We start from the raw sequence: 23,963 nt of genomic DNA on the forward strand, positions 1-23,963 counted from the left end.
CAGAGTTCCGTCATCGTCGCTGGTCCTTTTGCCTGAGAGTTTCCGGGGCGGTTGCTCCTTCGGCACCGCACTCAAGCGGTTTCTCCCAACGATGATGCGACGCTCATTATCTGCGAAGGCCCGTTCTTGGCAAGGACCAAATGCCGCATCTGAACAGATTCTTGCTTCATCTGCGCCATCGCTCAAAAAAACGGCGAAAGCCTTGCCGCTGAAGGGGTAACGGTCAGCCGTTCTTGCGTTCCGGCAATCCTTTCCGTTTTGTCGACGCCAGATCTTCAAGCTCTCTTTCTGTCATAGACTTAGCCATTTCTTTTGAAGCACCTTGTAAACGTGATTTGCTGATGTCACCACGTTTCGCGGCCAGGGCTGCACCTGCCGCTTTCTGCTGAGCCTTGGATTTCGCCGGCATTGCTCTGCCTCCTCCAGAAAGAGTTACGCTACCGGGAAAATGCTCCCCTGCGACGATTGTTCCCATGCCGGATGGTCGCTTGCGGCAATTTTCCCCTTTGCTCCCGGTCGAAAAGCGCTGTATCGCCTTGATGATGACACGGGGATGGAACGTTCGGCTGACGACGACGGAAAAGGTGTTGCGCATCGTCTGCGCCGCGCTGATGCTGTCGCTCGGCTTCGCCCATAAGCCGTTTGCCGCCCCCCCGCCACAGCCGGTTCTGGATGAAGCCTACAGGATGCCGGATGGCACCTTCGCCGAAATCTGCTTCGGGCATGACGATGAAGGCAGCGCCGTCGGTCATGCCCCCGGTGATGCGGGCCATTCCGGCGACGCCATTCTGTTCTGTGAAGCCTGCCTTCTCGCTTCGTCCATTCTCATTCCCTGTCCTGATGCGGAAAGCTGGCTGAAGACGGATTTCGTCTGGCTTGAAAACCGGCTCTCCGCAGAATGGCGTTTCCTTGGTCTGCGAAGCCTGGAGAAGCCGAAGGCGCGTGGCCCGCCGATCCTCGCCTCCTGACATTTGCAACAATATCAGAAACGCCGCCACGTTGCGGCATGAGGTGACTGCGCGTAGCCTTCACGTGGCGGCAGTCGGAGGACGTAAAAATGACGACATACAAGATCATCGCCTGCACCGCGCTTGTCGCTGCAACATCGACCGCACAGGCATTTGCGCATGCCTCGTTCGTCGATGGTTCCGCAGAGCAGGAAAGCACCATCGTTGCAGCGCTTCAGGTGCCGCATGGCTGCGAGGGTGGCCTTGCCACGACAGAGGTGCGCATGGTGCTGCCGGAGGGGTTCATTGCCGCCAAACCGCAACCCAAGGCCGGATGGGAGCTGGAAGTCATCAAGGGTGACTACCAGAAGACCTACGAGAACCATGGCAAGGAGATCAAAAGCGGCCCCGTGGAAATTCGCTGGAAGGGCGGCGAACTGCCCGACGCATTCTACGATACCTTCAATGTGCAGGGTAAGGTTTCCGGCGTGGAGGCCGGTAGCGATCTAGCCTTCAGGGTCACGCAGCTTTGCGGCGACAAGGGCAAGGTTGCCTGGGACCAAGTGGCTGCCGCGGGCATCGATCCGCACTCGCTGAAAAATCCGGCACCTGTCATCCGCGTTGCCGCGAAGACCGAGGGCGAGGGACATCACGATCACGCAGCCATGGCAGCGTCCGATATTGTGAGGATTGGCAGTCTGGAGCTTTCCGGCAGTGTCTCGAAGGCCATGTTGCCTGGTCAGCCGGTCGGCGGCGGTTACGTGACCATCAAGAACACCGGCACGACGGACGACAAGCTGGTCGCGGTTGAAACCTCTGCGGCAGGCCGTTCGGAAATCCACGAGATGGCCATGGTCAACGACGTCATGAAGATGCGCAAGCTTGACGACGGCATCGCCATCCCCGCCGGTCAGACGATCGAGCTGAAACCCGGCGGCCTGCATTTCATGTTCTTTAACGTGAAGAAGGCCTTTGCCGTTGGTGACAGAATCCCGCTGACCCTGACCTTCGAAAAGGCGGGCAAGGTCGAACTGATCATGAATGTGGGTGCGGCCAACCAAGCCGGAGACAAGAGCGGCCACCAGCATAACTGAATGTGAAGATGGCTACCGGAACGCAGAACTTTTCCGGTAGCCAGATTTTCAACCGTTGTTCTTGCAAAGCTGCACTCAGAAGCTGAATGTTTGCCGAAACTACGAGGCGATGCTGACAGCAACCTGAACGCGCGGAAATCTCACGTTGCAGCTGTGCTACCCAAAGGTCGCCCTGACAGGAGTGTCATTCCACGTTTTCGTCATAGGCCTTCTCGGCTTCCGCAAGCGTCACCTGCGGTTCCTGGCGCTGGCTGGCAACGGTCAGGAAATAGAGCGTAAGAGCAGGCGGCTTGATAACCGTCATCAAACCCTTGAGTTGAAAGTCGTCTCCCTGTACGGCCTTTCGCGCCAACTCCTCGATGGCATGTTCGACTTCGGTCTTGCGTGGCACTTTCTGCAGGGGCTTGTGCGCTTCCAGCGCATAAGCCGCTGTATTGGCCGAAACTGAAAGAAGCTGTGTCATTCACCCACTGGCCCCTGTTGCCGAGTTTATGAAAGTTTTAAGACTAGCAGCGAGCTCTTGCCGCAAGGCTAAATAATCAGCTCGTTTTTTAATCGAATTTTTACGAAGTCAGGGCTTCGCCGGTTGCGGTTTTTCCAGTCTGGAGACTTTCGCTGTCGCGGGTCATGCTCTAAAAAAACGTCACCCTTCCTTCAGGCTTACTTCTCAGACCGGAGACAATATCCATGTTGAATCTCGCTCTCGTCGCCACGGGTGGCGCCATCGGCTCGGTTCTTCGCTACCTCGTCGGTGTCTGGAGCGTGCGCATCGCAGGAACAACCTTCCCCTGGGGTACGCTGGTTGTGAATGTGGTCGGGTCGTTCCTGATCGGCTTTCTCTTCGAGTTCATTGCGCGCCGCATGAATGCATCTATGGAAATGCGCCTTTTCATCGTGACGGGCGTGCTCGGTGGCTTTACGACATTTTCTTCCTTTTCTCTGGATGCCGCTGCCTTGTTCGAGCGCGGCGCGTTCAGTCTCTCAGCGGTTTATGTCATTGCCACGCTGGTTGTTTCGATGGTTGCCGTTTTTGCCGGGCTGGCCTTGGGCCGCAGTTTGCTCTAAAGGCTTGGTCCAAATAGCGCGCCGATGATGTGAGCGCGCGATCAGACAGAAAGACTGGAATTTTTATGGCAGGTATCGAGCATATCAAGGTCGAGGCCGATGAGGCCGGTATGCGCCTCGATCGATGGTTCAAGATACATTATCCGGGCCTCGGTTTTGGCCAGCTGCAGAAGTTGCTGCGATCCGGACAGGTGCGCGTCGATGGCGGCCGTGTCAAGACCGACGCACGCGTTCAGCCGGGGCAGATGGTGCGCGTTCCACCGATGGAGTCCGATGCGAAGATCAAGACTGGTCCGATCGGTTCCAAGGACTTGAAGCATTCCGAAGACGGCGATCTTCTGAAGCGCATGTTGCTGCATGAAGACGACAAGGTGTTCGTCTTCAACAAGCCTGCCGGTATTGCCGTGCAGGGCGGTTCCGGCGTGACCCGTCACATTGATGGCCTGCTGGAAGCCTGGACGAACCAGAAAGGCGAGAAGCCGCGCCTGGTGCACCGTCTCGACCGCGATACCTCCGGCGTGCTGGTGGTTGCCCGCACCCGTGGCGCTGCGCAGAAATTGACGGCCGCTTTCCGCGAGCGAGACACCAAGAAGACCTACTGGTCGCTGGTAAAGGGCGTTCCACGCAAGCATCAGGACAAGATCTCGACCTGGCTTGTCAAGGAACAGACGGAAGACGGCGACCGCATGCGCATCGCGAAACACGGCGAGGACGGGGCGGACCACGCCATTTCCTATTACCGTGTCATCGATACGGCGGCACAGAACCTCGCCTGGCTGGAGATGGAACCCTACACCGGTCGCACGCACCAGCTTCGTGTTCATGCCTTGCATATGGGCCATCCGATCATCGGCGACCCCAAATATTACATCGACGATCCGAACTGGGATTTCCCGGGCGGCATTCAGAAACGCCTGCATCTGCATGCGCGACATATAGATATACCGCACCCCTCGGGTGGACGGCTCCGCGTCAGCGCACCTCTGCCGCCGCATATGGTGCAGAGCTGGAACCTGCTCGGTTTCGATCAGGCCGATGGCGACAGGGACGATGAATGAAACTCGTGCTTTTTGATTGCGACGGGACGCTGGTGGACAGCGCAAGGCTGATCCACGAGGTCATGGCGCGTACATTCGTGCATTTCGGCTACGATCGTCCGGACATTTCCGAGACGAAGGCAATCATTGGCCTTACCCTCGATATCGCCATTGCCCGCATGCAGGGCAAGCCGCATGTCGATGAAGAGGCGACGGCGATGACGGCGCATTACAAGTCGATCTTTCAGGAAACGCGCGCCGAGGCGGGTTTTCAAGAGCCGCTCTTTGACGGCATCGCCCCGATGATCGACCGGCTGGCAGGCCGTGACGACGTATTGATGGGGGCTGTCACGGGCAAATCCCGCCGCGGCCTCAATCTCATCATGGATACGCACGGGTTGCGTAAGCATTTCATCGTGTCGCGCACGGCGGACGATTGCCCGTCCAAGCCGCATCCGGGCATGGTCACGGAATGCTGCCATGAAACCGGCATGGTTCCGGCAGACACTATCGTCGTTGGCGATGCGATCTATGACATGCAGATGGCCAAGGCTGCGGGCGCGACAGCGATTGGCGTCGCCTGGGGTTACGCCTCGGTTGACGACCTCTGGAAGGCCGGCGCGGATGCCGTGGTCAGCCATCCCAACGAAATTCCGGCCTATGTTCCCGGTTAAGCCGATGCTACCGACCAAGAAGGACGTGTAATGCGCGATCTCCTGAACGATCTTTCCGAGGGGCTGAGCCACCCCGATCCGATCCTGCGCGCGCAAAAGCAGATGCAGCGCCCCTTGCCGAAACGTTTTTACAAGGACGTGACGATGACCGAGGCGCAAGACGGTACTTTCGCCATTCTTTTGGACGGCAAGACCTTGCGCACGCCCGCCAAAAACAGTCTGAGCGTACCGACAAAGGCCCTGGCCGAGCTGTTGCGCGATGAGTGGGACGCGCAGACGGACGTCGTCAATCCGGCGCTCATGCCGATCTCCCGCCATGTGAACACGGCGATCGATGGCATTGCCAGCGACACGCAGGCTGTATTCGAGGATATCCTGCGCTTCTCTTCCAGCGATCTCCTGTGTTATCGCGCCAGCGATCCCGCGAAATTGGTGGAGCGTCAGGCCACGCATTGGGATCCGGTTCTGGACTGGGCCGCCAACACGCTCGGCGCACGCTTCATTCTGGTTGAGGGCGTCATGCATCAGGAGCAGCCCAAGGAGGCCGTTTCGGCATTTGCATTCACGCTGCGCAAATACGATACGCCGATCGCACTGGCCGCACTTCACACCATGACGTCCCTGACCGGTTCCGCAATTCTGGCTCTTGCCGTGGCGGAAGAGGAACTGACACTCGAAGAAGGCTGGGCGCTTGCGCATCTCGACGAGGACTGGACGGCCGAGCAGTGGGGCGAGGACGAAGAGGCGCTGGAACGCCGCGCCTACAAGCTCGTTGAAATGCGGGCGGCGGTCGTCATTCTGGCGGCGCTGAAAGCGTCGGCTTGACGCTTTTTTAACCCTGATGATCGAATATGCGGCTACCTTACGTTAGGGGAGCCGCAGGTCATGTCCATTCGTCCAGGGCGCCTTGGCATTTTTATGCTGGCGTGTTTCGCGCTCATGTCGTTCCGGTTGGAGCCGGAAGCGACTGACGCCGGGCGGCTTCTTTACGATGTGCGCGGTGCATTCGTGGCGGCAAAACCCGACGTCTCGGCGCCCCTCATGCAATCCATTCATGCGCAGGTACTGAACGCCATCAAGAACACGGCGCGCGAAAAGATGCGGCCGCGTGTGGTGCTGACCATCCGCCTTGCATCGGTAACGCGCAACTCCATTTTCTTCGGCGAACGCGCATCAGCCCGTGTGGTTGTTCGTGCCGCAGCCGTTGCAACGGGCGAGGTGATTGCCGAAGCCAAATTCACCGCAACAGTAGTCGGCCTCAATGGCCAGTCGCTTGAGCAGGAGCTGGCCTACGGTGTCGCCGAACGGGTCATCCGGGAATTTCGCCTCAACAGCCCCGGTCCAGCGACACTTGCAACCGCGCTCTTTCCCTGACAGTTCGGAAACTACCGGGAAAGTGCGCGGGATTCCGGACAGGATCAGCCGAGGCGTTCGGCGTGCCATTTCAGGTGATCGTCCATGAAGGTCGAAATGAAGTAGTAGGAATGGTCGTAGCGCTCATGCATGCGCAGCGTCAGGCCGATGTCCGTGCCCTTTACTGCCTCTTCGAAAAGCCATGGACGAAGACCGTTTTCCAGAAAATTGTCGGCCTTGCCCTGATCGATCAGGAATTCAGGGAAACGCGCGCCATCCTCGACCAGCGAGCAGGCGTCGTACTGCCGCCATGCTGCACGATCCGCACCCAGATATTTTTCGAACGCCGGTTCCGACCAGTCTGCGGATGAGGGGGCGACGATGGGCGCAAAGGCCGAGCAGCTCTTGAAACGGTCGGGGTTCTTCAGCGCAATGGTCATTGCGCCATGCCCACCCATAGAGTGACCAAAAACGGCCTGACGGTTCATATCTGCGCGAAAATGCGTGGCGATGTAGGCGGGCAGCTCCTCGGTGATGTAGGTATACATCTGGTATTGCTCGGCCCACGGCGTTTCGGTTGCATTGAGATAGAAACCGGCACCCTTGCCCATCTGCCAGTTGGTCAGTTCGTCCGGCACGTCATTGCCACGCGGGCTGGTGTCCGGGCAGACGACGATCAGGCCGAGTTCGGAAGCCATGCGGCGATACTCACCTTTTTCCATGACATTGGCGTGCGTGCAGGTGAGGCCAGACAGATACCAGACGACCGGGCAGGGCTCGTTGATTGCCTTCGGCGGCACATAGACGGCAAAGGTCATCTCGCTTTTGCAGGCTTCGGACGTATGGGAAAATACGCCCTGCATGCCGCCGAACGCCGTATTTTGCGAAATGATGTTCATGAGATAGGTCCTTGATGATGCCTGGATTTGAAAAGATCAGCTCGCCAGGGAAACAGCAGCGTTGACGGCTGCCGCGACGAGGATCGTGTTGAAGAAGAACGAAACGACGGAGTGAGCCAACGTCACCTTGCGCATGGATGTCGTTGTCACACCGACGTCGGAAGTCTGCGCCGTCATGCCGATGACGATTGCGAAATAAAGGAAATCATAGCCGCACGGTTCTTTGGTTGCGGGAAAATCCATTCCGCCACGATGCTGCGGTTTCCCCTCGACGCTCGTCGGACGCCAGTAACGATGCGCATAATGAAGCGCCGTCATGGTGTGGATCGTCAGCCATCCAAGGACCACGGACCCGAAGGCGAGGCTCAGGGTCCAGACCGTCTGACCGGCCGTATGGTTCAGGGCTTCGAAAAGCGACACGACCGCGACGCCGACAGCCAGAAGCGTTACGGCGATGATCGCCAGCGCAGGCAGGTCGTCGCTATCGGCATGCGCTTTCAGATGTCTGGCAGTGAGGTGCGGAAGACGGACCGCCACCATGATGAGATAGACCAGAAAGAACAGGACGGCCGTAATTTCAACCGCCATCGACGGAACGAGGAGCGCTGCCGGGATGAGGCTGAGAACGCCGATGAAAAAGGCGATATAAAACGGCTGATGCCGATGGTACGAGCTGCTTTTCTGGGACGTTGTTGTCATGGGCGCACTCCGGCTGGCCGGTCACTTTTTGACACGGCGGCAGAACCGGTCAAGCGTCTCCAGAAACGCAGATCTGTCTCGCGGCGAAAAAGCTGCGTTGTACCCCTTGCTTTCGCCGGTTTCCCGCAAATGTGCACCGAGATCACGCATCGCGGTTGCCATGCCGATATTCGATTTGTCGAAGACGCGCCCCGTCGGACCGGTGACGTGGGCACCGTTCGCGACGCACCTTCCGGCCAGCGGCACGTCGGCGGTGATGACGATATCGTCTTCTCCGGCATGCTCGGCAATCCAGTTGTCAGCCGCATCGAAAGCGTTGGAAACGATGACATTGCGCACCATCGGATCGCGTGATGGCCGAAGCCCGGAATTGGCGACAAAAGTCACTTCCAGCCCATGCCGTTCCGCGACCTTCAGAATTTCCGCCTTGACCGGGCAGGCGTCTGCATCGACGTAAATTTGCGGCATGGGTGCTTCTCTGCTGTTTGGCTGTTCGTGAGCTTTCTATCGTCAACCCAAGGGATTACCAACCCCTGAGCAGGGTAGAAATGGCGGACGTACCCAACAGGTTTCAAATTGCGGAGATTCCCTTCATAAAGCTGTCATCGGTCATCCGCATAGCGTTACCGAAAGCAGGGACAAGGGGATCAGTTCGTGACATCTTCGGCAGACGCAGGCAGTGAGGATATGGCAAAGCAGCCCGGTGGTACGCCGACGGAAGTCTTTGTCGCATTCCTGAAACTTGGCCTGACCTCTTTCGGCGGCCCCATCGCCCACCTCGGATACTTCCGTGATGAGCTTGTGGTGCGTCGCAGGTGGATCGATGAAGCCGGATATGCCGATCTTGTTGCGCTCTGCCAGTTTCTTCCCGGGCCTGCCTCGAGCCAGGTAGGTTTCGCGTTGGGACTGCTGCGGGCAGGGCCGCTGGGCGGATTCGCCGCCTGGGCGGCATTTACGCTGCCATCGGCGATCCTGCTGCTGATGTTTGCGATGTCGGCGACGGCCTTTGACGGCCCTCTCGGATCAGGCCTGTTGCACGGCCTGAAAATCGTCGCCGTCGCCGTGGTCGCGCAGGCGGTCTGGGGCATGGCGCGCAGTCTCGCGCCGGACAGGGAACGTGCGAGCATCGCGCTTGCCGCCGTGGCCATCGTCGTTTTTGCAGCAGGTGCTCTGGGGCAGATAACGGCACTGCTGGTCGGAATGCTCGCCGGCCTGGTGTTCTGTCGGAGTGGTACCGTCGCGGATACGACACATCTGTCGTTTCAGGTGTCACGGGGCGTCGGCGCTGCCTGTCTCGTCACGTTTATTGTCCTGCTTGTGGGATTGCCTCTCGCTGCGGCCATTGCAGGCTCACAGGGCGTGAACCTGTTTGATGCCTTCTATCGATCCGGCTCGCTGGTGTTCGGCGGCGGTCATGTCGTGCTGCCACTCTTGCAGGCAGAAGTCGTGACACCGAACTGGATCTCAAACGATGTCTTTCTGGCAGGTTATGGCGCGGCTCAGGCCGTTCCGGGGCCGCTGTTTACTTTTGCTGCCTATATCGGCGCAACCATGGAGTCGCCGCCGAATGGCATTACTGGCGCAATCATTGGTCTGATCGCGATTTTCCTGCCCGGTTTCCTGCTGCTTGTTGGCGCGCTGCCATTCTGGAACAGTTTTCGCAGACTGCCCATGGCACAGGCTGGCATGCGCGGCGCCAATGCCGCCGTCGTCGGCATACTCGGTGCAGCGCTCTACAGCCCGGTCTGGACCAGCGCCATCCTGAACGCCTACGATTTCACGCTGGCCTTGACCGGATTCCTTCTTCTGGCCGTCTGGAAAGCGCCGCCTTGGCTCGTCGTGGTGCTCATGGGGCTTGGCGGAATGCTGCTCTCCTGACGATCTCCGGCGACCATTTTCAGAGGCGAGACAAAGGTGTTTTGTCGCGCCGCAAAACGCACGTTTAGCCTGCAGGAACGGCGCTTCCTGCCACATCTCGGTCGTTCTGCCCTTTGGGACCATGGCTGGTCCTCCGATACCGCCTAGAAACCGGGATTATCGAGGCTAAGGTAATTTTAAGCCGTTGGTTTAAGTAGGGTTTACGGAGAGGTTTGCGCCATCCGCGCCCTCCGTCACCCAAAAAGCTATCCAGAAAATCTCGTTCTTTCGACTGTTCTTTTTTTCGACTATCCGACTTTTTGCATCCGCAACTCTGCCTTGTTTTTGCAAGTCAGGGGAGGCGTCGAGGCGCTGGGTGCCGCATCGCGGCGATCGTTTTTTGGAGCGGATACAAACTTGGAATCACAGACCTCTACGTCGCTGCATGCCCATGGGCGGCAGACACGAAAATCGAACAGGATGGCGCATTTTCTTTCCGGTGTTTCCGTTTTCGTGCTGGCACTCAGCTGTTTCACGCGGCCGTCGTTTTCCGCCACTTTCACGGCATCGAACGAGACGGAACTCAATCAGGCCATCACCGACGCCGCAGCGAGTGGTGATACCTCTTCCACTATTGTGCTGACGGGCAGCTTTTCGGTTACCGGCACGCTTCCGACAGTCAGCAGCAACATCACCGTGGATACGGCGAGCTACACGCTGACCTTCGCAACAGCGGCCAACTTGGATATCGCCAGTGGGGCGACATTGACCTTTTCCGGCCAGTTGGCAGGCACCAACACAGTGCTTACCGTCAATGGCGATGGAACACTGTTGGTCGATGCCGCGGCATCCGGCATTAGCCGCATCACCGTCGACCATGGTGCGCTGGTGGTGAATGGCGGCGCAGATGTCGTCTTCGGAACATCGCTTGGCGCAACAGTCTCGCAGCTCGACATTGCCGGATCGGCTGGCGCCAACGGCAGCGTGACCGTATCGGGTGCCGGAACGCGCCTGATTGCCACCGGCTCGGATAACGTCGATCTCAGCAATGCCTCCGGCACGGTTGCGACGCTCACCATTCAGGATGGTGCGGCCCTCACCACGGGCACGTCGGCTATCCGCGTCCATACGATCAATTCGCTGGGTGTCGCGACCGTCAATGTTCTCGGTGCCGGGTCCAGCCTGCAGAGCAACAACTTCGGCTCCTATAACGGCACCACCACCATCAATATACTGGATGGCGCCGTGGTCGACATCAGTGCCGCGACAAACTGGGGTGGGCTTTCTGCCACGGCTTACGCGGGCGCCAATGTGACCGCTCTCGTTTCGGGCAACGGCTCCCGCTGGGATACTGGCGCGACATTCGCCATGCAGAAAGGCTCGCTCTCCATTCTGGACGGCGGCGTCGTGACTGCAACGACCATGAACATTGCCACGGCAGCAGGTGCCGTCGTTCCTGATTTCAGCGTGCTCGTCTCCGGTCAGGGCTCGGAACTCAGCGCAACCAACATCAATGTCGGCACCTTCGGAACGGGTGTGCTGACCATCGCCGACGATGGCGCGGTCATCGTCAATGGCGGCGCAAACGAACTGCGGATCGGTGGCACGGATGCGGACAGCAACGCATCGCTCAACATCGGTGGCGTTACCGGTCAGGCAGCACAGGCAGCCGGTACGCTCGTCGCCTCGGCGGTGACACTTGCCGCGAGCGCCGAGATCAATTTCAACCACACCGAATCCGGCTACGTGTTCGACACGCCCATCAATGGCAGCGGTGCGATCAACCAATATGCTGGCCGCACCATCTTCAATGCCGCCCAGACCGGCTTTTCCGGTACTGGCAGCATCTACGGCGGCATACTCGAAGTAAACGCGACATTGGGAGGCGTGGTGGATGTCATCTCCGGCACGCTTGCTGGAACTGGCACCGTCGGCAACACCACCAACCAGACCGGGGGCATCATCGCCCCGGGCAGCAACGGCATCGGCACGCTGACCATCGCAGGTGATTACCTTGGCAATGGCGGCACATTGGCGATTGAGAGCGTGCTGGGCGACGATGCCTCGGCCACAGACCGGCTGTTCGTGACCGGCAACACCTCCGGCAACACCCATGTCAGCGTGACCAACCTCGATGGTGACGGTGCGCTGACGGCGGATGGCATCAAGATCGTCGATGTCGCCGGTACCTCTGCCGGAGCTTTCTCACTGCTCGGTGACTATGTTTATGAGGGCGATCAGGCCGTGGTCGGCGGCGCTTACGCCTACCGGCTGTATCAGGGGGTGGATGGAGACTGGTATCTGCGGTCCGTTTTTGACGCGTCCCTGTCTACGACCGACCCCTTGTATCAGCCGGGCGTTGCGCTCTACGAAGCCTATCCGCAGATGCTGCAGATTCTGAACGAGCTGGGCACCTTGCAACAGCGGGTCGGCAACCGCTATTGGCAGACGGATCTGGAGCCGGTTGGGACATCCGGTCCGGATGGCGTATGGTTCCGCACGAAGGGCATGCACGGCAGCATTGACCCGAAATCCAGCACCAGTGGCGCTACCTACGACTACGATCTCTGGAAAGCCGAAGGCGGCGTCGACGGTGACGTTTACGAGAGCGCCAAAGGCCGTCTGATCGGGGGGCTTACTGCCCATCTCGGCACGATTACCGGCGATATTCACTCGGTCTACGGCAATGGCGAGGTCGACACGACGGGGTATGGCATCGGCGCAACGGTGAGCTGGTATGGAAATAACGGCTTTTACGCCGACGCCGTGGGGCAGGCCACCTGGTACGATACCGCCCTGAGATCCGATCTGGTAGATGGCGCTCTCATAAACAGCAGCAACGGCTTCGGTTATGCGCTGAGCCTTGAAACCGGACGCCGTTTCACCTCCGCTGCATGGGTTATCACACCGCAGGCGCAGCTCGTATATTCCTCGGTCGATTTCTCGACGTTCAAAGACCGCTTCGGTGCACGTGTATCGCTGAAAGACGGCGACAGCCTGATCGGCCGCCTGGGTGTGGCGGTGGAACGCGATGAGGCATGGCAGAACAAGGACGGCGGGGCCGTGCGCGGCCGCATCTATGGCGTTGCCAATCTCTATAACGAATTCCTGAACGGCACGACCGTCGACGTCTCGGATGTCGGCTTCGATAGCCATGGCGAGCGGCTTTGGGCAGGCCTGACGCTCGGAGGCTCCATGACGTGGAAGGAAGAGCGCTTCTCCGTCTACGGCGAACTGAGCGCCAGGACGGCACTCAACGCCTTCGCAGACCGCTATGCTCTAGGCGGTACTGCCGGTTTTCGGGTGAAGTGGTAGGGCAACCAGATGCCAATGAAAAGGGAAGGGGCGTACACTTTTGCCCCTTCTCGGAATGCCCGGTCGAGAAAAGGTGAACCGCACCGGGTGTGCCGCAGGCTCGACGCTGCCCAATAGCCGGTCAGGCAAATGTTGCCGCATCGCAGGATATGGCAGACCATTCCGAGGAGTCCACGGTGTATTCCTCGGTCGCTAATGTCGGCCGGTTTTGTTATTTCTTCTTACCTTGATCGTAATGCCACTTGATGGCGAAGAACATACCCGTGCCCAGCACGAGAATCTTGAACGGAAAGAAGACGAAAGGGAACCAATCTACCCATTCCATGACTTTGAATATCTCCTGGCTATTGTTTGACACTATCCGTCTTGAGGATCTCTCACACGGCATAAATGGACTTGCCCGATGTTTCCGGACCGGCTGTTCAGACGATCATCCGGGCAAGCGGTGATGGCTGGACGACAAGACCGGCAAGCTGGTTCAATCCGTCCTCGAGTTCGCTGCGGTCTGACGCGACGCCGAGGGAAATCCGTACAGCTTCCGTCGTGAACGTCCCAACGGCAAAGACAGAGCTTGGAACGATGAGAACGCCCGCGCGCACCGCTGCTTCGACCAGATCGTCGGCGCGCTGGCCGCTGGGCAGCCGTAGCCACAGGTGATGGCCGAACATGTTGGCGGAGCGATCAAAGTCACCGAGCAGTGATGAAGTTAGCATCTGCCTTGCCAGCGTTTCGCGTCTGATGGCGGCCGTCACGTCAGCGAGGGTCCCATCCATTATCCAGCTGCTTGCCAGTGCTGACATGAGCGGAGGCGCCATCAGCATCATGGCTCTGGTAACGGATGCAAGTTGCACGGAACCTGCCGACTTTGGCGCGAGAACATAGGCAACCCGCAAAGCCGGTGTCGCACACTTCGAAAGTGTCGAGATATGCCAGGTCGCCTCCGGCATGAGGTCCGCGAAGCTGCGGCCCGGTGCCTCAAGCAGGGGGCCGTAAGGATCATCTTCCACGATCGTCACGCCGTAACGGCGCGCAATTTCCACAATGGCCGCACGTCGCTGTGCTGGCATCGTCGTAGCCGTCGGGTTATCGATATTCGGAATCACGTACACAAGCTTTGGCGGCCTGATCCGGCAACTGCGCTCGAAATCCTCGGGTAGCAGTCCCTCGTCATCCATTGCGATCGGATCGATTGCCAAACGCATTTGAGCCGCGACAGCCTTCAAACCGGGATATGTAAATTCGCCGGCGGCGATGGTGTCGCCCCGCGACAGCAAAAGCTCGCAGATGGAAAAAAGCGCACTCTGGGCACCGGCCGCAACGACGATACGCTCGAAATCCGCAGTCTCGATACGCTGCTTGAGCCATCGGGTTGCTGCTTGTCTGTCCGGTTCCGCACCGGCACTATCCTGATAATGCAGGTTCAGAAGTCCCTTGCTGTTCGCAAGCACTGCCCCAACCCCTTTGGGTATCAACTGCTGGAAATCGACGCCCTTTGGCTGACATGGAATGTTCATGCTGAGATCGATTGGCGCGGAACGAGCCTTCGAACTGCGCTCGCTCGAATAGTCCCTCACGAAGGTGCCCCTGCCGATCTGCGCTTCTATGAGCCCGCGGCGGTGTGCTTCATTGAAGGCCCGGGTCACCGTTGTCAGGTCGACGCCAAGCGCCTCGGCGATGGAGCGCTGCGGTGGCAACCGGTCACCCGCCGTAATGATACCCGCCTGAATGTCCTGTTCCAGAGCATCCACCAGTCCGATATATTTCATGCGGCCACCGCCGACAATTCGCGCTTTCCACATAGTCCTAACCGATATTGTATGGTCGTGTATCCATACATTTTACCTATCACCCGGACATTCGGAAATGAAGCCCAATTTGCAACTCGCGCAAAATGTCGCAGGCGGCGGCAGGTTCCGAAGCAAAGCTTCCATGCGCTTCTGTACCTGTCTTGTTGAATGCTGCTTGCTGGATCAGCGCTTGAAGATGGGCAATCTTTTAAACGACGGGATATCTGCCCGACGCATGGCGGCACGATGCGCCTTGCACAGCAAGTCCCCGAAATGTCACCTCAAACGAGGCTCGGTCGCAGTTGACCGCGCTTCGGCCTACACTCGGCCTTGGCTCCTGTTGCCATCAAACGTTTGGCTTTTTCAGCTTGAAAAGTAACCACATTCGCTATGATTTGATCTGATTGCGCAGCCGGCCTTCGTTGAGCAGGATCCGAACGGTTGTCGCTGCGTTTCGGCGCATCTCTACCGCGGCATGGTCAGAATAGAATGCGTTGTGCGGGGTGATGACAAGCCTGCCTGCAAGCCAGTCTTCACGGTCACGCCACGCCGTCAACAGGGAATGGTTACCCGGCGGCTCCTTGAGGAGCGTATCGATGGCAATAGCGGCAAGCTGTCCGCTTTTAAGCGCCAGCTCCACCGCGTCGAGATCGGGTATCAATTCTCCGCGCGCAGTGTTGACGACTATTGCTCCCGGTTTCAAAGACGCGAGCCCCTGGGCGTCAAGCAGGCCGCGTGTTTCTGCGTTGGCCGGACAATGCAGCGTGATGATGTCGGAACGCGCCAGAACTTCGTTCAGTCGTTCGACGCGCTCATATCCGACGGCCTTTTCATATCCGGGTGGCTGACATGGGTCATACCCGAGGACATGGAAACCGAAAGGTTTCAGCCGATTGACAACCGCTGTTCCGATCCGCCCGACACCGATGACGCCCACTGTCGCCTTGTTGGAGCGTGATAGCGGTTTCAGACTGTGCACCTGCCAACCCGATGTGTATCCCCGCGCACGGGCATCGTGTTCCCACAATCGCCGATGCAGGGAAAGGATCATTGCCAGAGCGTGATCCGCCACTTCCTCGGTCCCGTAGTCGGGATTGTTGGCGAAGGGAATATTTGCGGCGTCGAGCGCATCAAGGTCGATTTTCTCATAGCCTACACCATAGCGGACGACGCCTTTGCAACGGTTGAGATGGGCAATGGTGACGGAACCCAGTCGAGCCCCCCAAACAAGCAAGGCATCAAGCCGTGCCAGACGCTCGGGCGTAAAGGTCGACTCGTCTGTGCTTGCGAAGAAGTCGATTTCGACGTCAGGACCGAGCACTTCGGCTTCAAGGTCTGGAATACCGATCATGTGGTCGGTAATCCCAACCACATGTTTTTTGGCGGATGTCATGCTCTGCGTCCCTGCAATCCCTGTCCTTGGTCATCGAAGCATCAAGAACCGCATTCTACTCGGCGGCAATTGTTGCCGAAAATGAGCGTGCGGCAACAAGCCGTGATGCCTCTGCCAGCGCCTGATTGACGCGGTTGTGGATTACCGGCGAAGGCACGCCGTCTGTGAAGTCTTTGCTCGATGCGTATATTGCGGTCGGAAGAACGAAGGCTTCGAAGAAGGCGAAGAGCGGCCGCAACTGATGCTCGACGATCAACGCGTGCCGATCCCCGCCACCGGTCGCGGTTAGAATGACAGGCTTGCCGCGCAGGTCGGTCGGGTCAAGCAGGTCGAAGACATGTTTGAACAGGCCCGTATAGCTGCCTTTGTAGGTCGGGGAGCCGATGACCAGCGCTTCTGCCTCGATGATTGTCTGGATGATCTTCCGGGCGGCAGGATCGAGATCGGATACGGACCTTGCTGTGGCAAGCGATGCCCCAAGATCTTCGACGTCGAAGACTGCGTGCCGCAGCCCCGACTGCGCTGCCAGAGATTCCGTCACGTTCTCAACGAAGCGCCTTGTGCTCGAAGGGCGAGCGAGATTGCCCGAAAAACCGACGATCAGGTTATTGCTCATGGAGAAGTTCCTTTCAGGCAGTCTTGAGAATGGATACGATCGATGGGTGGCTGGCTTGTGCGGCTTGTTCGCGTTTCCAGCGCTCGAAGGCGGAGCGTCCCAGGATCGAGACGGACGTGTCCTCCTGCGGGGCGTGTACCAGCACGGACTGGATATCGCGGAAATGCCGCTCGAGGCCTAAATTGGCACTCAATCCGGGGTTACCGATCCCGCGTACCGCAATCTGTGCGGCATCCCGGATTTGCCGGCCAGACAGCAATCGGGCGCGGATCAACCGGTCTGGATCGTTCAGGCTGCCTTCCAGTGCGCTGAAGATGATCTGCCGAGCCCCGGAAACAAGCAGGTCGATCTCACCTGACAATGACACGAAACGTTCGGTTTCCGCGATCGGACGGCCGAGATTGGCTGGAACGCGCTCATAGGCAAAACGAATGAAGGCTTCCTGTGCCGCTTCTGCTGCTCCCAGATAGATGGCGGTCAGGGCGAGGGTCATTGCGGCATGGGCGCGATTGTCCTGCTGGGCGACCGATGGGTCGACCAGTTCCAGCACGTTTTCTGAGGGAATTTCGACATCTGTGAATTCGACATCGTGCGAGCCTGTGGCGCGCATGCCGAGACTCTGCCAGTTTTCAATCACCGTGATACCCGACAGTCTGTTCGGAACGACAAAGGTGCCGACCCGCGGCGATGCCTCGTCTGTGTGTGCCCAGACCAGGAAATGGGTCAGGCCGTGAGCACCCGTCACAAACCGCTTCCGGCCGCTGATTGACCAGCCGGTCGCGGTGCGGTGAGCACGGGTGGCGGGCAGACCGCCACGCGCCGGCGATCCCAGTTCGGGTTCGACGCGTGCGGCATTGAGCAGCAGCGGTTGATGTTTCGCCTCCGCCAGCAGTCGACGATAGAGTGCTTCAGGCCAATGGCCTTTGGACGCCTGACCCAGATGGTTGAAGATCGTCATGGCGCTGATCAGCGCGACCGATGGATCGCCTTTTCCAAGCGCTGCGAGAATATGCGCTGCATCGCTCAGCGTGGCGGCGTCACCGCCATAACGGGCGGCAACGGTACTTTCGAGCAGACCGGCTTCGTGAACGGCCTGAATACCTGTCCACGGGAATTGACCGGTTTGATCCGCGTCAGGTGCTGCCTCGGCGAGAATGCGCGTTGTGGCGTCGAGGACGATTGGATCGTAGGACATGCAGCTTGGTACTTTCTGGCTTTCAGGCAACGGCCTCCTCATTGAGAGAGGGGGCGCTTACCTGCATTGAACGAAGAAGGCCGTGCGGTCTGGTGTCTGAGACCAGACCGCTTGCGTCACGCGGCGTTCTTTTTCTTGGCTTTTTCGCGTTCGCGAATGCCTTCGCGAACGAGCGGCAGGATGTAGCGACCGTAGTCGACCGCATCGTTGTAGTTGTCATAACCACGGATCGAGATCAGATCCGCGCCGAGATCGATATAGTCGAGAATGGAATCGGCGATGGTGCGCGGAGAGCCGACGAGCGCCGTTGTGGCACCGCTTGCATTTGTCGCGGTAACCGTCGGATACCAGAGGGCACGATCGTGCACATCGCCACGTGCGGCAATGTCGAGCAGTCGCTGGGAACCGACATTGGCGGGCGTGGCGGCATTGACGGGAGCGCGGGCCAGGCCTTTCTGGCGGTTTTCATTCAGTTTATCGAGAACTCGGTGCGCTTTTTCCCAAGCCAGTTCGTCGGTTTCTGCAACGATTGGACGGAAGGTGACCCAGATGCGCGGGCGGTCCGTTCGGCCGGCCTTGGCGGCTTCCGCATAGACCCGGTCGATCTGCTGTTTGGTCTCCTTCAGGGGTTCGCCCCAGAGCCCGAAAATGTCGCAGAGCGATCCGCCGATCCGGTACGCCGCATCCGAGGAACCACCGAGCGAAATCGGAATGAGCCCGTTTGTCGGACGCACGGCACTGCGGAACTGCTTGAACTGATAGTATTTTCCGTCGAAATCAAAGGGCTCCTTCGACGTCCAGGCAAGGCGCAGAATACGGATATATTCTTCCTGCCGTTCGTAGCGCTCTTCCTTGTTGAGGAAGTCACCCTCACGCGCCTGTTCTTCGTCGCTGCCACCGGCGATGAAGTGGACCACCACGCGGCCGCCGCTCATCTGATCGAGTGTCGCCAGGGATTTGGCTGCAACCGTCGGATAAACGGTGTTCGGCCGCAATGCCACGATGATCTTGATGTTCTTCGTATGTGCCAGAACCGTGGCGCCAATTGTGAAGGGATCGAAGGACGACGAGGAGTAGGGGATCAGCGTGTAGTTGAAACCATAATCGTCAAGCGCACGGGCGTAACGTTCGAGAAAAGCCGGGTCGACGGGGGCGTCGGGAAGTGGGGTCAGGTCGTTCGATGCGTTGGGAAAGCTGACGCTGATGAATTCCGCGGTCATGGGAGCTCCTGGGTTTTTCCGAATGTGGGGCAAGGTTAGGTTGGCGCAATGAGATGAGGAAGACAGGTCTTTCTTTTTCTATCGATTACGTAGAAAATATTCTCCACTGCGACCCGGCGCGTAGACATTGCGTCTACGTCATGTTCCGGTTGAACTGTTGCCTGCTTATGTGTCCAGCGCGGGCGACCAGCCGAAGGCGGGTGCCACCTCATGAGCAAGGTCCGTCAGCAGGCGCACATTTTCGGCAAGACCGAATGCGGGTGGCAGGAACAAGACGACCTCATCGGCCGCAGCAAGGCCGGGATCGTTATAGACCGCCTGGATCACCTGATCCGGTGTACCCTGAAAGACCGGAGAAATCTGCGCTCCCACCGGCTGCGCAACCGGTGCTAGCGCGCCCTTGGGACGGGATGCTGCAATGCCTTTCGTACGGCGCTCGAGATCGTAGGCCGCGTATTTGTCGCGCAGCTCGGCAGTTGTGCCGACGAGAATGGAAGCGGCGACTGCAACCGGCGGCGGCTCTGTTTTCCATGTCTTGCGCCATGTGGTACGGTAGGCCTCTATCAGCCGGGCCTGATATTCTCCGAACGTCTCGCCGTCCTCGTGGTCGTGCAGAACCGTCCCGGAGATGAGCCCGATACCGAGTTCTGCCGCCTGTATCGCGGAGCTGAGACTGGCCGACCCTTGACGAATGCGCGAACGCAACGTCGGGCTGTGCGGTGTTACGCGCAATTCTGCACCGGGAGAACTGCCGGGGTCGGCCTCGGTGACGGTGTGAAGAACCTCGCCCGAGATGGCTGAAAGAAAACGTGCCTGCCGGCGCTTGGCTTCGGTGCGCGCGTCGGTGTCGGACGCACCAAATACTGCATCGAAAGCGGCGTTGGCTCCGGTCGCAATGGCAAGTTCCAACCGGCCATCAATCAGAAGATCCGTGGTTCCCGCCGCTTCTGCCAGCAGGATAGGGTCCTGATATCGCATCGGGATGACGGCCGAGCCAAGGGTGATCTTTCGTGTATGCTGGCCGACCGCTGCAAAGAACGGCAGTGGTGACGACAGGTAGTGATCGAAATGTCGCTGATAGGCCCAGCCGGACTGATAGCCCAACCGCTCGGCCGCCTTGTAGAGTTCGATCCCGTCGCGCAATCCTTGCGCCGGCCCGGCATCGTCATTGAACGAAACCCGGGTGTTGAAGCCCAATCTCAGCTTCGGGCGAAACGAAGCGGGCAGGGTGCTGGCAGGTACCGCGATTGTCATGCTATTCGCTCCTCCCGGAGAATGCGATGCGGCGTCTGCTGCTGCGGTTGGCGTGCCGGGTCAGCAAAGCCCGCGGGAATGGATTCGAGGAGTGCAGCGGTATAGGGGTGTTGCGGATTGTCGAAGATGTCGGAAACGGCTCCATGTTCGACGATGCTGCCGTGCCGCATCACGGAAACGGTATGTGCGAGCTGGCGGACAAGTGCCAGATCGTGCGAGACGAACACATAGGTCAATCCGAGTTTGGCCTGTAGCGAGAGCAGCACCTCGACGATACCGGCCTGCACGCTGACATCGAGAGCAGACGTCGGCTCATCGAGAACGATGACATCCGGTTTGAGAACTAGCGACCGCGCGATAGCCACGCGTTGCCGCTGGCCGCCCGAAAGTGCGCCCGGCTTGCGTGTGAGAAGATGTTCGGCAAGTCCTACATTGGCCAGAGCCTCCCGGACCTGTTCATCGCGTTCCGCTTGTGTGCCGATCTTGAACCGGTCGAGAGGTTCTCGTACCAGATGCTCCACGGTCCAGGTCGGGTCGAGAGAGGTAAACGGGTTCTGGTAGACGAGCTGAAGATGACGCCAGACCGATCTGAGCGATGCGGTTGAGCGCCCGGCCAGGCGCTCGCCAGCGACGGAAATCTCTCCCTCATCCGGTTGCTCAAGCCCGAGCAGCAGGCGGATCGTGGTGGTTTTACCGGAGCCGGATTCGCCCACCAACGCATGGGTCGTGCCGGCTGCGACGCTGAAGGATACCTCGTCGACGGCTGTCAGGACATTTCCGTCGACGGTGAACTTCTTCGTGACAGCACTGACGTCAATCTTCGGCGCATCTCCGGCCTTGCCTCGACGCAAGCCCGGATCGCGCAGCCTGGCATAACGGTCGGGATTGAGGGCAGGCACATCGGCATGCAGCTTCCGGGCATAGGCCGACGCCGGGGACGAAAAGATATTCGATGTCTTGCCGGCTTCCTGCACATGGCCGTTCTTGAGGACGACGAGGGAATTCGTGCGTTCTGCCGCAATCGCCAGATCGTGGGTAATCAGAAGCAGGCTGATATCCAGCTCGTGCTGCAGGCGCGACAGCAGGTCGAGAATTCTCTTCTGGATCGTTACGTCCAGAGCGGATGTCGGTTCGTCCGCCACCAGAAGTGCCGGGCGCGGCAGGACGGCAAGCCCGATCAACACCCGTTGCAACATGCCGCCCGACAATTGATGCGGGTAGGAATCATAGATCCGTTGAGGGTTATCGAGCCCAACCTGAGCGAATGTTTCGAGGACCAGCGCCTTGCGGATCGCCGCATTCGGTTCATCGGTCAGAGCGGCGGCTTCCATGGCCTGTACGCCGATGGTGCGCACCGGGTTGAGCGCATTGCCGGGATCCTGCGGCACGAAACCGATGGCGCGTCCGCGAAGCGGACGGAACCGACGCTCGGGAAGCGCCAGCAGCTCCTGCTCTTCGAAGCGGACCTGGCCGCTGGCGTGTGCTCCGTTGGGCAGCAACCGCAAAACGGCGCGCGCGATGGTGGATTTGCCGGACCCGGATTCTCCGATCAGGGCAAGGCTTTTGCCACGTCCGAGTTCGAAGCCGACATTGTGAACGACCGCCTGCTTTTCATAGGCAACAGACAGATCGTTGACGCGCAGAAGAGGGGCGTCGGCCTGGGTTGCCGGTGCGGTCGTTGCGTCGCGAAGGAAAGATGCGGTCAGTCTGTTTTGCGGAGCCATCGGCTGATCCTGTTCACGGAGAGGACTGTTAAGATGGTGATGAAGGCAGGGGCGTAAACGAGCCACGGCCATTTCAGGTAGTCTTTGCCGATCGAGATCAGCAGACCCCAATCGGATGCGGGAGGCGGATCGCCATAACCGAGGAAGGCGAGGCTGGCGATCACGAGGATGGATTCACCGAACTGCAGCACGGCGAGTGGCAAGATCGAGCGCGATGCATTGGGCAGGATGTGGCGCCAGAGAATGAACCAGCGCGAGCCACCGAGCAGAAAGGCCGACTCCACGAAGGTTGCCTGTCGTGTCTTGATGACTTCCGCACGGGCTACGCGTGCGAAGATCGCGACCGCCGAAACGCCGGTGGCAATGGCGGCGTTGATGGTTTCAAAGCCGATTGCGGTCACGACGATCACGGCGAGGAGAAACTTCGGGATAGCCAGCAGGACATCGACAAGCCGGGCGAAGACGACATCGACCCAGCCGCCGAAAAAGCCTGACAGCAGCCCGATGATGCCGCCGACGACAACGCCGATCACAACGGCGACGAGAGCACTCGAAACGGAGGAGGCCGTGCCGTAGACGACGCGTGTATAGACATCGCGCCCGAGGTGATCGGTGCCGAACCAATGGCTGAGGCTCGGCCCAAGCAGTTTGTCCGCGGGGACGCCGACCACCGGACTGTAGCTGGTGAAAAGGCCGGGAAGCACCGACCATGCGATGACGATGGCGACGATCAGGAATGAAAGAGCCACGGTCGCGGGCATCCGGATGGCGGCAATCCGGCCGGCCAGACCGGCGCCCGGTAAGGATGAGTTGGAGACGAAGGTCATGGTGTCACCGTCTTGGTGGCGTCGAAGGAGGTTTCGTCCGATGTGGTCACGCGCCGTTTCGCCCCGCCCAGAATTTTGACGCGTGGGTCAAGCAGCGGGTAAAGGAGGTCGGCAATCAGGTTGACGAGAACAAAGACCACGGCTCCGAGGGACACGACGGCCTGCAGGACGGGAAGATCCTGTGTGCTGACCGAGCGCTGTACCAGACTACCGACGCCGGTGCGCCCGAAGACCGTTTCGGTAATCAGCGAACCACCCAGCAATTCGCCGACGGTTAGGGCAATAACGGTTACCACGGGCAATGAAGCAGGCTTCAGCAGATGTTTGGCGAAAAGTTTGGCCCGCCCGATGCCACGACTACGGGCGACGGTCGCATATTCCTGCTCGGCTTCCTTGTCGAGGTTTGCAATCAGGACTTCGGCTATCTGCGCGGAGACAGGTATACCGAGTGCGATTGCCGCAAACAGCGTTGCCCAGAAACTGTCCGGATTGATCACCCGAAAGAGGCCGATCTGGAAACCGAAGACGTGAATGAGGATCAGACCGATCACGAAATTCGGTACTGACAGGAAAAGCGACGGGAATCCGCGCAGCAATCCCTGACCATAACGTTTCGGGACAAAGCGAGTGCCGTAAGCCACCGCCATTGCCAGGATCAAGGCTACCGCAAGTCCTGCCCCCGCCAGAATCAGTGTCGAGGGAAGAACTTCGGCGATCAGCGTCGAGAGGGGCCGGTTGGACCGCATCGACACACCGAGGTCGCCGGTCAAAAATCCGGAGAGGGAATTCCAGAGCTGGACGATAATGGGTTTGTCGAGGCCCTGCGCCGCGATGATCTGCGCAATTTCCTCCTCGGTGAACCCGTTTTGTGGATTGCGCAGAACGCTGGTGATCGGATCGCCAGGCAGGATGCTGACGACCACGAAGGTGAAGACGTAGGCCAGAAGTATGACGATCACCGCTTGGCCGAGCCGTTTGGCAGCGTAGGTCAGGTAGGCATTTCTCAC

At 59.2% G+C, this 23,963-nt stretch carries 23 protein-coding genes and 1 riboswitch; of the genes, 9 read left to right on the forward strand and 14 right to left on the reverse strand.

Annotated features, from left to right (window positions below):
• Nucleotides 1–10: 10 nt before the first annotated feature.
• A riboswitch (glycine riboswitch) is annotated at nt 11–98 on the reverse strand.
• 125 nt (nt 99–223) lie between these two features.
• The gene (locus tag N7578_RS15720) at nt 224–409 is read right to left on the reverse strand and encodes a DUF3008 family protein (RefSeq protein WP_311111220.1); all 186 of its coding nucleotides are present in this window, start codon (nt 407–409) and stop codon (nt 224–226) included.
• Between the two features lie 175 nt (nt 410–584).
• Here N7578_RS15720 and N7578_RS15725 point away from each other — a divergent pair, with 175 nt between their 5' ends.
• Together N7578_RS15725 and N7578_RS15730 are read left to right on the forward strand one after the other, a co-directional pair.
• Nucleotides 585–968 carry a hypothetical protein gene (locus tag N7578_RS15725; RefSeq protein ID WP_311112526.1) on the forward strand — a complete coding sequence of 128 codons (384 nt, stop codon included), beginning with the start codon at nt 585–587 and terminating at the stop codon, nt 966–968.
• An 89-nt stretch (nt 969–1,057) separates the two neighbouring features.
• Entirely contained in the window at nt 1,058–2,041 is a 984-nt protein-coding gene (locus tag N7578_RS15730) for a copper chaperone PCu(A)C (RefSeq protein ID WP_311111221.1), read from the forward strand.
• Nucleotides 2,042–2,225: 184 nt separating this feature from the next.
• Here the strand turns inward: N7578_RS15730 and N7578_RS15735 are convergent, their stop codons facing one another.
• Nucleotides 2,226–2,504: a hypothetical protein gene (locus tag N7578_RS15735; RefSeq protein WP_311111222.1), complete on the reverse strand. Its 279-nt coding sequence runs from the start codon at nt 2,502–2,504 to the stop codon at nt 2,226–2,228.
• Nucleotides 2,505–2,728: 224 nt separating this feature from the next.
• Between N7578_RS15735 and crcB the strand changes: the two genes are divergently transcribed.
• The 5 genes from crcB (at nt 2,729) to N7578_RS15760 (ending at nt 6,191) form a co-directional block, all read left to right on the forward strand.
• The gene (gene crcB, locus N7578_RS15740; protein WP_311111223.1) at nt 2,729–3,106 is read left to right on the forward strand and encodes a fluoride efflux transporter CrcB; all 378 of its coding nucleotides are present in this window, start codon (nt 2,729–2,731) and stop codon (nt 3,104–3,106) included.
• A 65-nt stretch (nt 3,107–3,171) separates the two neighbouring features.
• The gene (locus N7578_RS15745) at nt 3,172–4,164 is read left to right on the forward strand and encodes an RluA family pseudouridine synthase (RefSeq protein ID WP_311111224.1); all 993 of its coding nucleotides are present in this window, start codon (nt 3,172–3,174) and stop codon (nt 4,162–4,164) included.
• Entirely contained in the window at nt 4,161–4,817 is a 657-nt protein-coding gene (locus N7578_RS15750; protein WP_311111225.1) for an HAD family hydrolase, read from the forward strand. The genes N7578_RS15745 and N7578_RS15750 overlap by 4 nt, the downstream gene beginning before the upstream one ends.
• 30 nt (nt 4,818–4,847) lie before the next feature.
• Complete coding sequence (locus N7578_RS15755) at nt 4,848–5,642, forward strand: ATP12 family chaperone protein (protein ID WP_311111226.1); 795 nt, start codon at nt 4,848–4,850, stop codon at nt 5,640–5,642.
• Between the two features lie 60 nt (nt 5,643–5,702).
• Entirely contained in the window at nt 5,703–6,191 is a 489-nt protein-coding gene (locus N7578_RS15760) for a hypothetical protein (RefSeq protein WP_311111227.1), read from the forward strand.
• Between the two features lie 44 nt (nt 6,192–6,235).
• Here N7578_RS15760 and fghA read toward each other — a convergent pair whose 3' ends face one another.
• From fghA to N7578_RS15775, 3 genes are read right to left on the reverse strand one after another with little or no spacing between them, the layout of a single operon-like run.
• A complete protein-coding gene (fghA, locus tag N7578_RS15765; RefSeq protein ID WP_311111228.1) occupies nt 6,236–7,069 on the reverse strand; it encodes an S-formylglutathione hydrolase in 834 nt (277 codons plus the stop codon).
• Between the two features lie 36 nt (nt 7,070–7,105).
• The gene (locus N7578_RS15770; RefSeq protein WP_311111229.1) at nt 7,106–7,768 is read right to left on the reverse strand and encodes a DUF1345 domain-containing protein; all 663 of its coding nucleotides are present in this window, start codon (nt 7,766–7,768) and stop codon (nt 7,106–7,108) included.
• Between the two features lie 21 nt (nt 7,769–7,789).
• On the reverse strand, nt 7,790–8,236 hold the full coding sequence (locus N7578_RS15775; protein ID WP_311111230.1) for a YaiI/YqxD family protein: 447 nt from the start codon (nt 8,234–8,236) through the stop codon (nt 7,790–7,792).
• Between the two features lie 219 nt (nt 8,237–8,455).
• On the opposite strand from N7578_RS15775, the gene chrA reads away from it, so the two are divergent.
• Nucleotides 8,456–9,646: a chromate efflux transporter gene (gene chrA, locus N7578_RS15780; protein ID WP_311112527.1), complete on the forward strand. Its 1,191-nt coding sequence runs from the start codon at nt 8,456–8,458 to the stop codon at nt 9,644–9,646.
• A 396-nt stretch (nt 9,647–10,042) separates the two neighbouring features.
• Nucleotides 10,043–12,940 carry an autotransporter outer membrane beta-barrel domain-containing protein gene (locus tag N7578_RS15785; protein WP_311111231.1) on the forward strand — a complete coding sequence of 966 codons (2,898 nt, stop codon included), beginning with the start codon at nt 10,043–10,045 and terminating at the stop codon, nt 12,938–12,940.
• Between the two features lie 422 nt (nt 12,941–13,362).
• Here the strand turns inward: N7578_RS15785 and N7578_RS15790 are convergent, their stop codons facing one another.
• The 9 genes from N7578_RS15790 to N7578_RS15830 all read right to left on the reverse strand — a co-directional run bounded on the left by N7578_RS15790 (nt 13,363) and on the right by N7578_RS15830 (nt 23,963).
• The gene (locus N7578_RS15790; protein ID WP_311111232.1) at nt 13,363–14,706 is read right to left on the reverse strand and encodes a PLP-dependent aminotransferase family protein; all 1,344 of its coding nucleotides are present in this window, start codon (nt 14,704–14,706) and stop codon (nt 13,363–13,365) included.
• A gap of 409 nt (nt 14,707–15,115) precedes the next feature.
• Complete coding sequence (locus tag N7578_RS15795; protein ID WP_311111233.1) at nt 15,116–16,120, reverse strand: C-terminal binding protein; 1,005 nt, start codon at nt 16,118–16,120, stop codon at nt 15,116–15,118.
• Nucleotides 16,121–16,175: 55 nt separating this feature from the next.
• On the reverse strand, nt 16,176–16,736 hold the full coding sequence (gene msuE / locus N7578_RS15800; RefSeq protein ID WP_311111234.1) for an FMN reductase: 561 nt from the start codon (nt 16,734–16,736) through the stop codon (nt 16,176–16,178).
• Nucleotides 16,737–16,749: 13 nt separating this feature from the next.
• Entirely contained in the window at nt 16,750–17,931 is a 1,182-nt protein-coding gene (locus tag N7578_RS15805; protein WP_311111235.1) for an acyl-CoA dehydrogenase family protein, read from the reverse strand.
• A 116-nt stretch (nt 17,932–18,047) separates the two neighbouring features.
• Nucleotides 18,048–19,151 (reverse strand): LLM class flavin-dependent oxidoreductase, encoded by a 1,104-nt coding sequence (locus tag N7578_RS15810; protein WP_311111236.1) that lies wholly within the window; start codon nt 19,149–19,151, stop codon nt 18,048–18,050.
• Between the two features lie 165 nt (nt 19,152–19,316).
• Complete coding sequence (locus N7578_RS15815; RefSeq protein WP_311111237.1) at nt 19,317–20,405, reverse strand: LLM class flavin-dependent oxidoreductase; 1,089 nt, start codon at nt 20,403–20,405, stop codon at nt 19,317–19,319.
• Nucleotides 20,402–22,129 carry an ABC transporter ATP-binding protein gene (locus N7578_RS15820; RefSeq protein ID WP_311111238.1) on the reverse strand — a complete coding sequence of 576 codons (1,728 nt, stop codon included), beginning with the start codon at nt 22,127–22,129 and terminating at the stop codon, nt 20,402–20,404. The genes N7578_RS15815 and N7578_RS15820 overlap by 4 nt, the downstream gene beginning before the upstream one ends.
• Complete coding sequence (locus tag N7578_RS15825; RefSeq protein WP_311111239.1) at nt 22,108–22,956, reverse strand: ABC transporter permease; 849 nt, start codon at nt 22,954–22,956, stop codon at nt 22,108–22,110. The genes N7578_RS15820 and N7578_RS15825 overlap by 22 nt, the downstream gene beginning before the upstream one ends.
• The gene (locus tag N7578_RS15830) at nt 22,953–23,963 is read right to left on the reverse strand and encodes an ABC transporter permease (RefSeq protein ID WP_311111240.1); all 1,011 of its coding nucleotides are present in this window, start codon (nt 23,961–23,963) and stop codon (nt 22,953–22,955) included. Before N7578_RS15830 ends, N7578_RS15825 begins: the two co-directional genes overlap by 4 nt.

Origin of the sequence: Agrobacterium tumefaciens (assembly GCF_031801495.1) — a bacterium.
In the GTDB taxonomy this organism is placed as follows: Bacteria; Pseudomonadota; Alphaproteobacteria; order Rhizobiales; family Rhizobiaceae; genus Agrobacterium; species Agrobacterium tumefaciens_K.

Coding starts and splice junctions, on each gene's coding strand:
- N7578_RS15720 (WP_311111220.1), bottom strand. CDS start 409: ATGCCGGCGAAATCCAAGGCTCAGCAGAAAGCGGCAGGTGCAGCCCTG.
- N7578_RS15730 (WP_311111221.1), top strand. CDS start 1,058: ATGACGACATACAAGATCATCGCCTGCACCGCGCTTGTCGCTGCAACA.
- N7578_RS15735 (WP_311111222.1), bottom strand. CDS start 2,504: ATGACACAGCTTCTTTCAGTTTCGGCCAATACAGCGGCTTATGCGCTG.
- crcB (WP_311111223.1), top strand. CDS start 2,729: ATGTTGAATCTCGCTCTCGTCGCCACGGGTGGCGCCATCGGCTCGGTT.
- N7578_RS15745 (WP_311111224.1), top strand. CDS start 3,172: ATGGCAGGTATCGAGCATATCAAGGTCGAGGCCGATGAGGCCGGTATG.
- N7578_RS15750 (WP_311111225.1), top strand. CDS start 4,161: ATGAAACTCGTGCTTTTTGATTGCGACGGGACGCTGGTGGACAGCGCA.
- N7578_RS15755 (WP_311111226.1), top strand. CDS start 4,848: ATGCGCGATCTCCTGAACGATCTTTCCGAGGGGCTGAGCCACCCCGAT.
- N7578_RS15760 (WP_311111227.1), top strand. CDS start 5,703: ATGTCCATTCGTCCAGGGCGCCTTGGCATTTTTATGCTGGCGTGTTTC.
- fghA (WP_311111228.1), bottom strand. CDS start 7,069: ATGAACATCATTTCGCAAAATACGGCGTTCGGCGGCATGCAGGGCGTA.
- N7578_RS15770 (WP_311111229.1), bottom strand. CDS start 7,768: ATGACAACAACGTCCCAGAAAAGCAGCTCGTACCATCGGCATCAGCCG.
- N7578_RS15775 (WP_311111230.1), bottom strand. CDS start 8,236: ATGCCGCAAATTTACGTCGATGCAGACGCCTGCCCGGTCAAGGCGGAA.
- chrA (WP_311112527.1), top strand. CDS start 8,456: ATGGCAAAGCAGCCCGGTGGTACGCCGACGGAAGTCTTTGTCGCATTC.
- N7578_RS15790 (WP_311111232.1), bottom strand. CDS start 14,706: ATGAAATATATCGGACTGGTGGATGCTCTGGAACAGGACATTCAGGCG.
- N7578_RS15795 (WP_311111233.1), bottom strand. CDS start 16,120: ATGACATCCGCCAAAAAACATGTGGTTGGGATTACCGACCACATGATC.
- msuE (WP_311111234.1), bottom strand. CDS start 16,736: ATGAGCAATAACCTGATCGTCGGTTTTTCGGGCAATCTCGCTCGCCCT.
- N7578_RS15805 (WP_311111235.1), bottom strand. CDS start 17,931: ATGTCCTACGATCCAATCGTCCTCGACGCCACAACGCGCATTCTCGCC.
- N7578_RS15810 (WP_311111236.1), bottom strand. CDS start 19,151: ATGACCGCGGAATTCATCAGCGTCAGCTTTCCCAACGCATCGAACGAC.
- N7578_RS15815 (WP_311111237.1), bottom strand. CDS start 20,405: ATGACAATCGCGGTACCTGCCAGCACCCTGCCCGCTTCGTTTCGCCCG.
- N7578_RS15820 (WP_311111238.1), bottom strand. CDS start 22,129: ATGGCTCCGCAAAACAGACTGACCGCATCTTTCCTTCGCGACGCAACG.
- N7578_RS15825 (WP_311111239.1), bottom strand. CDS start 22,956: ATGACCTTCGTCTCCAACTCATCCTTACCGGGCGCCGGTCTGGCCGGC.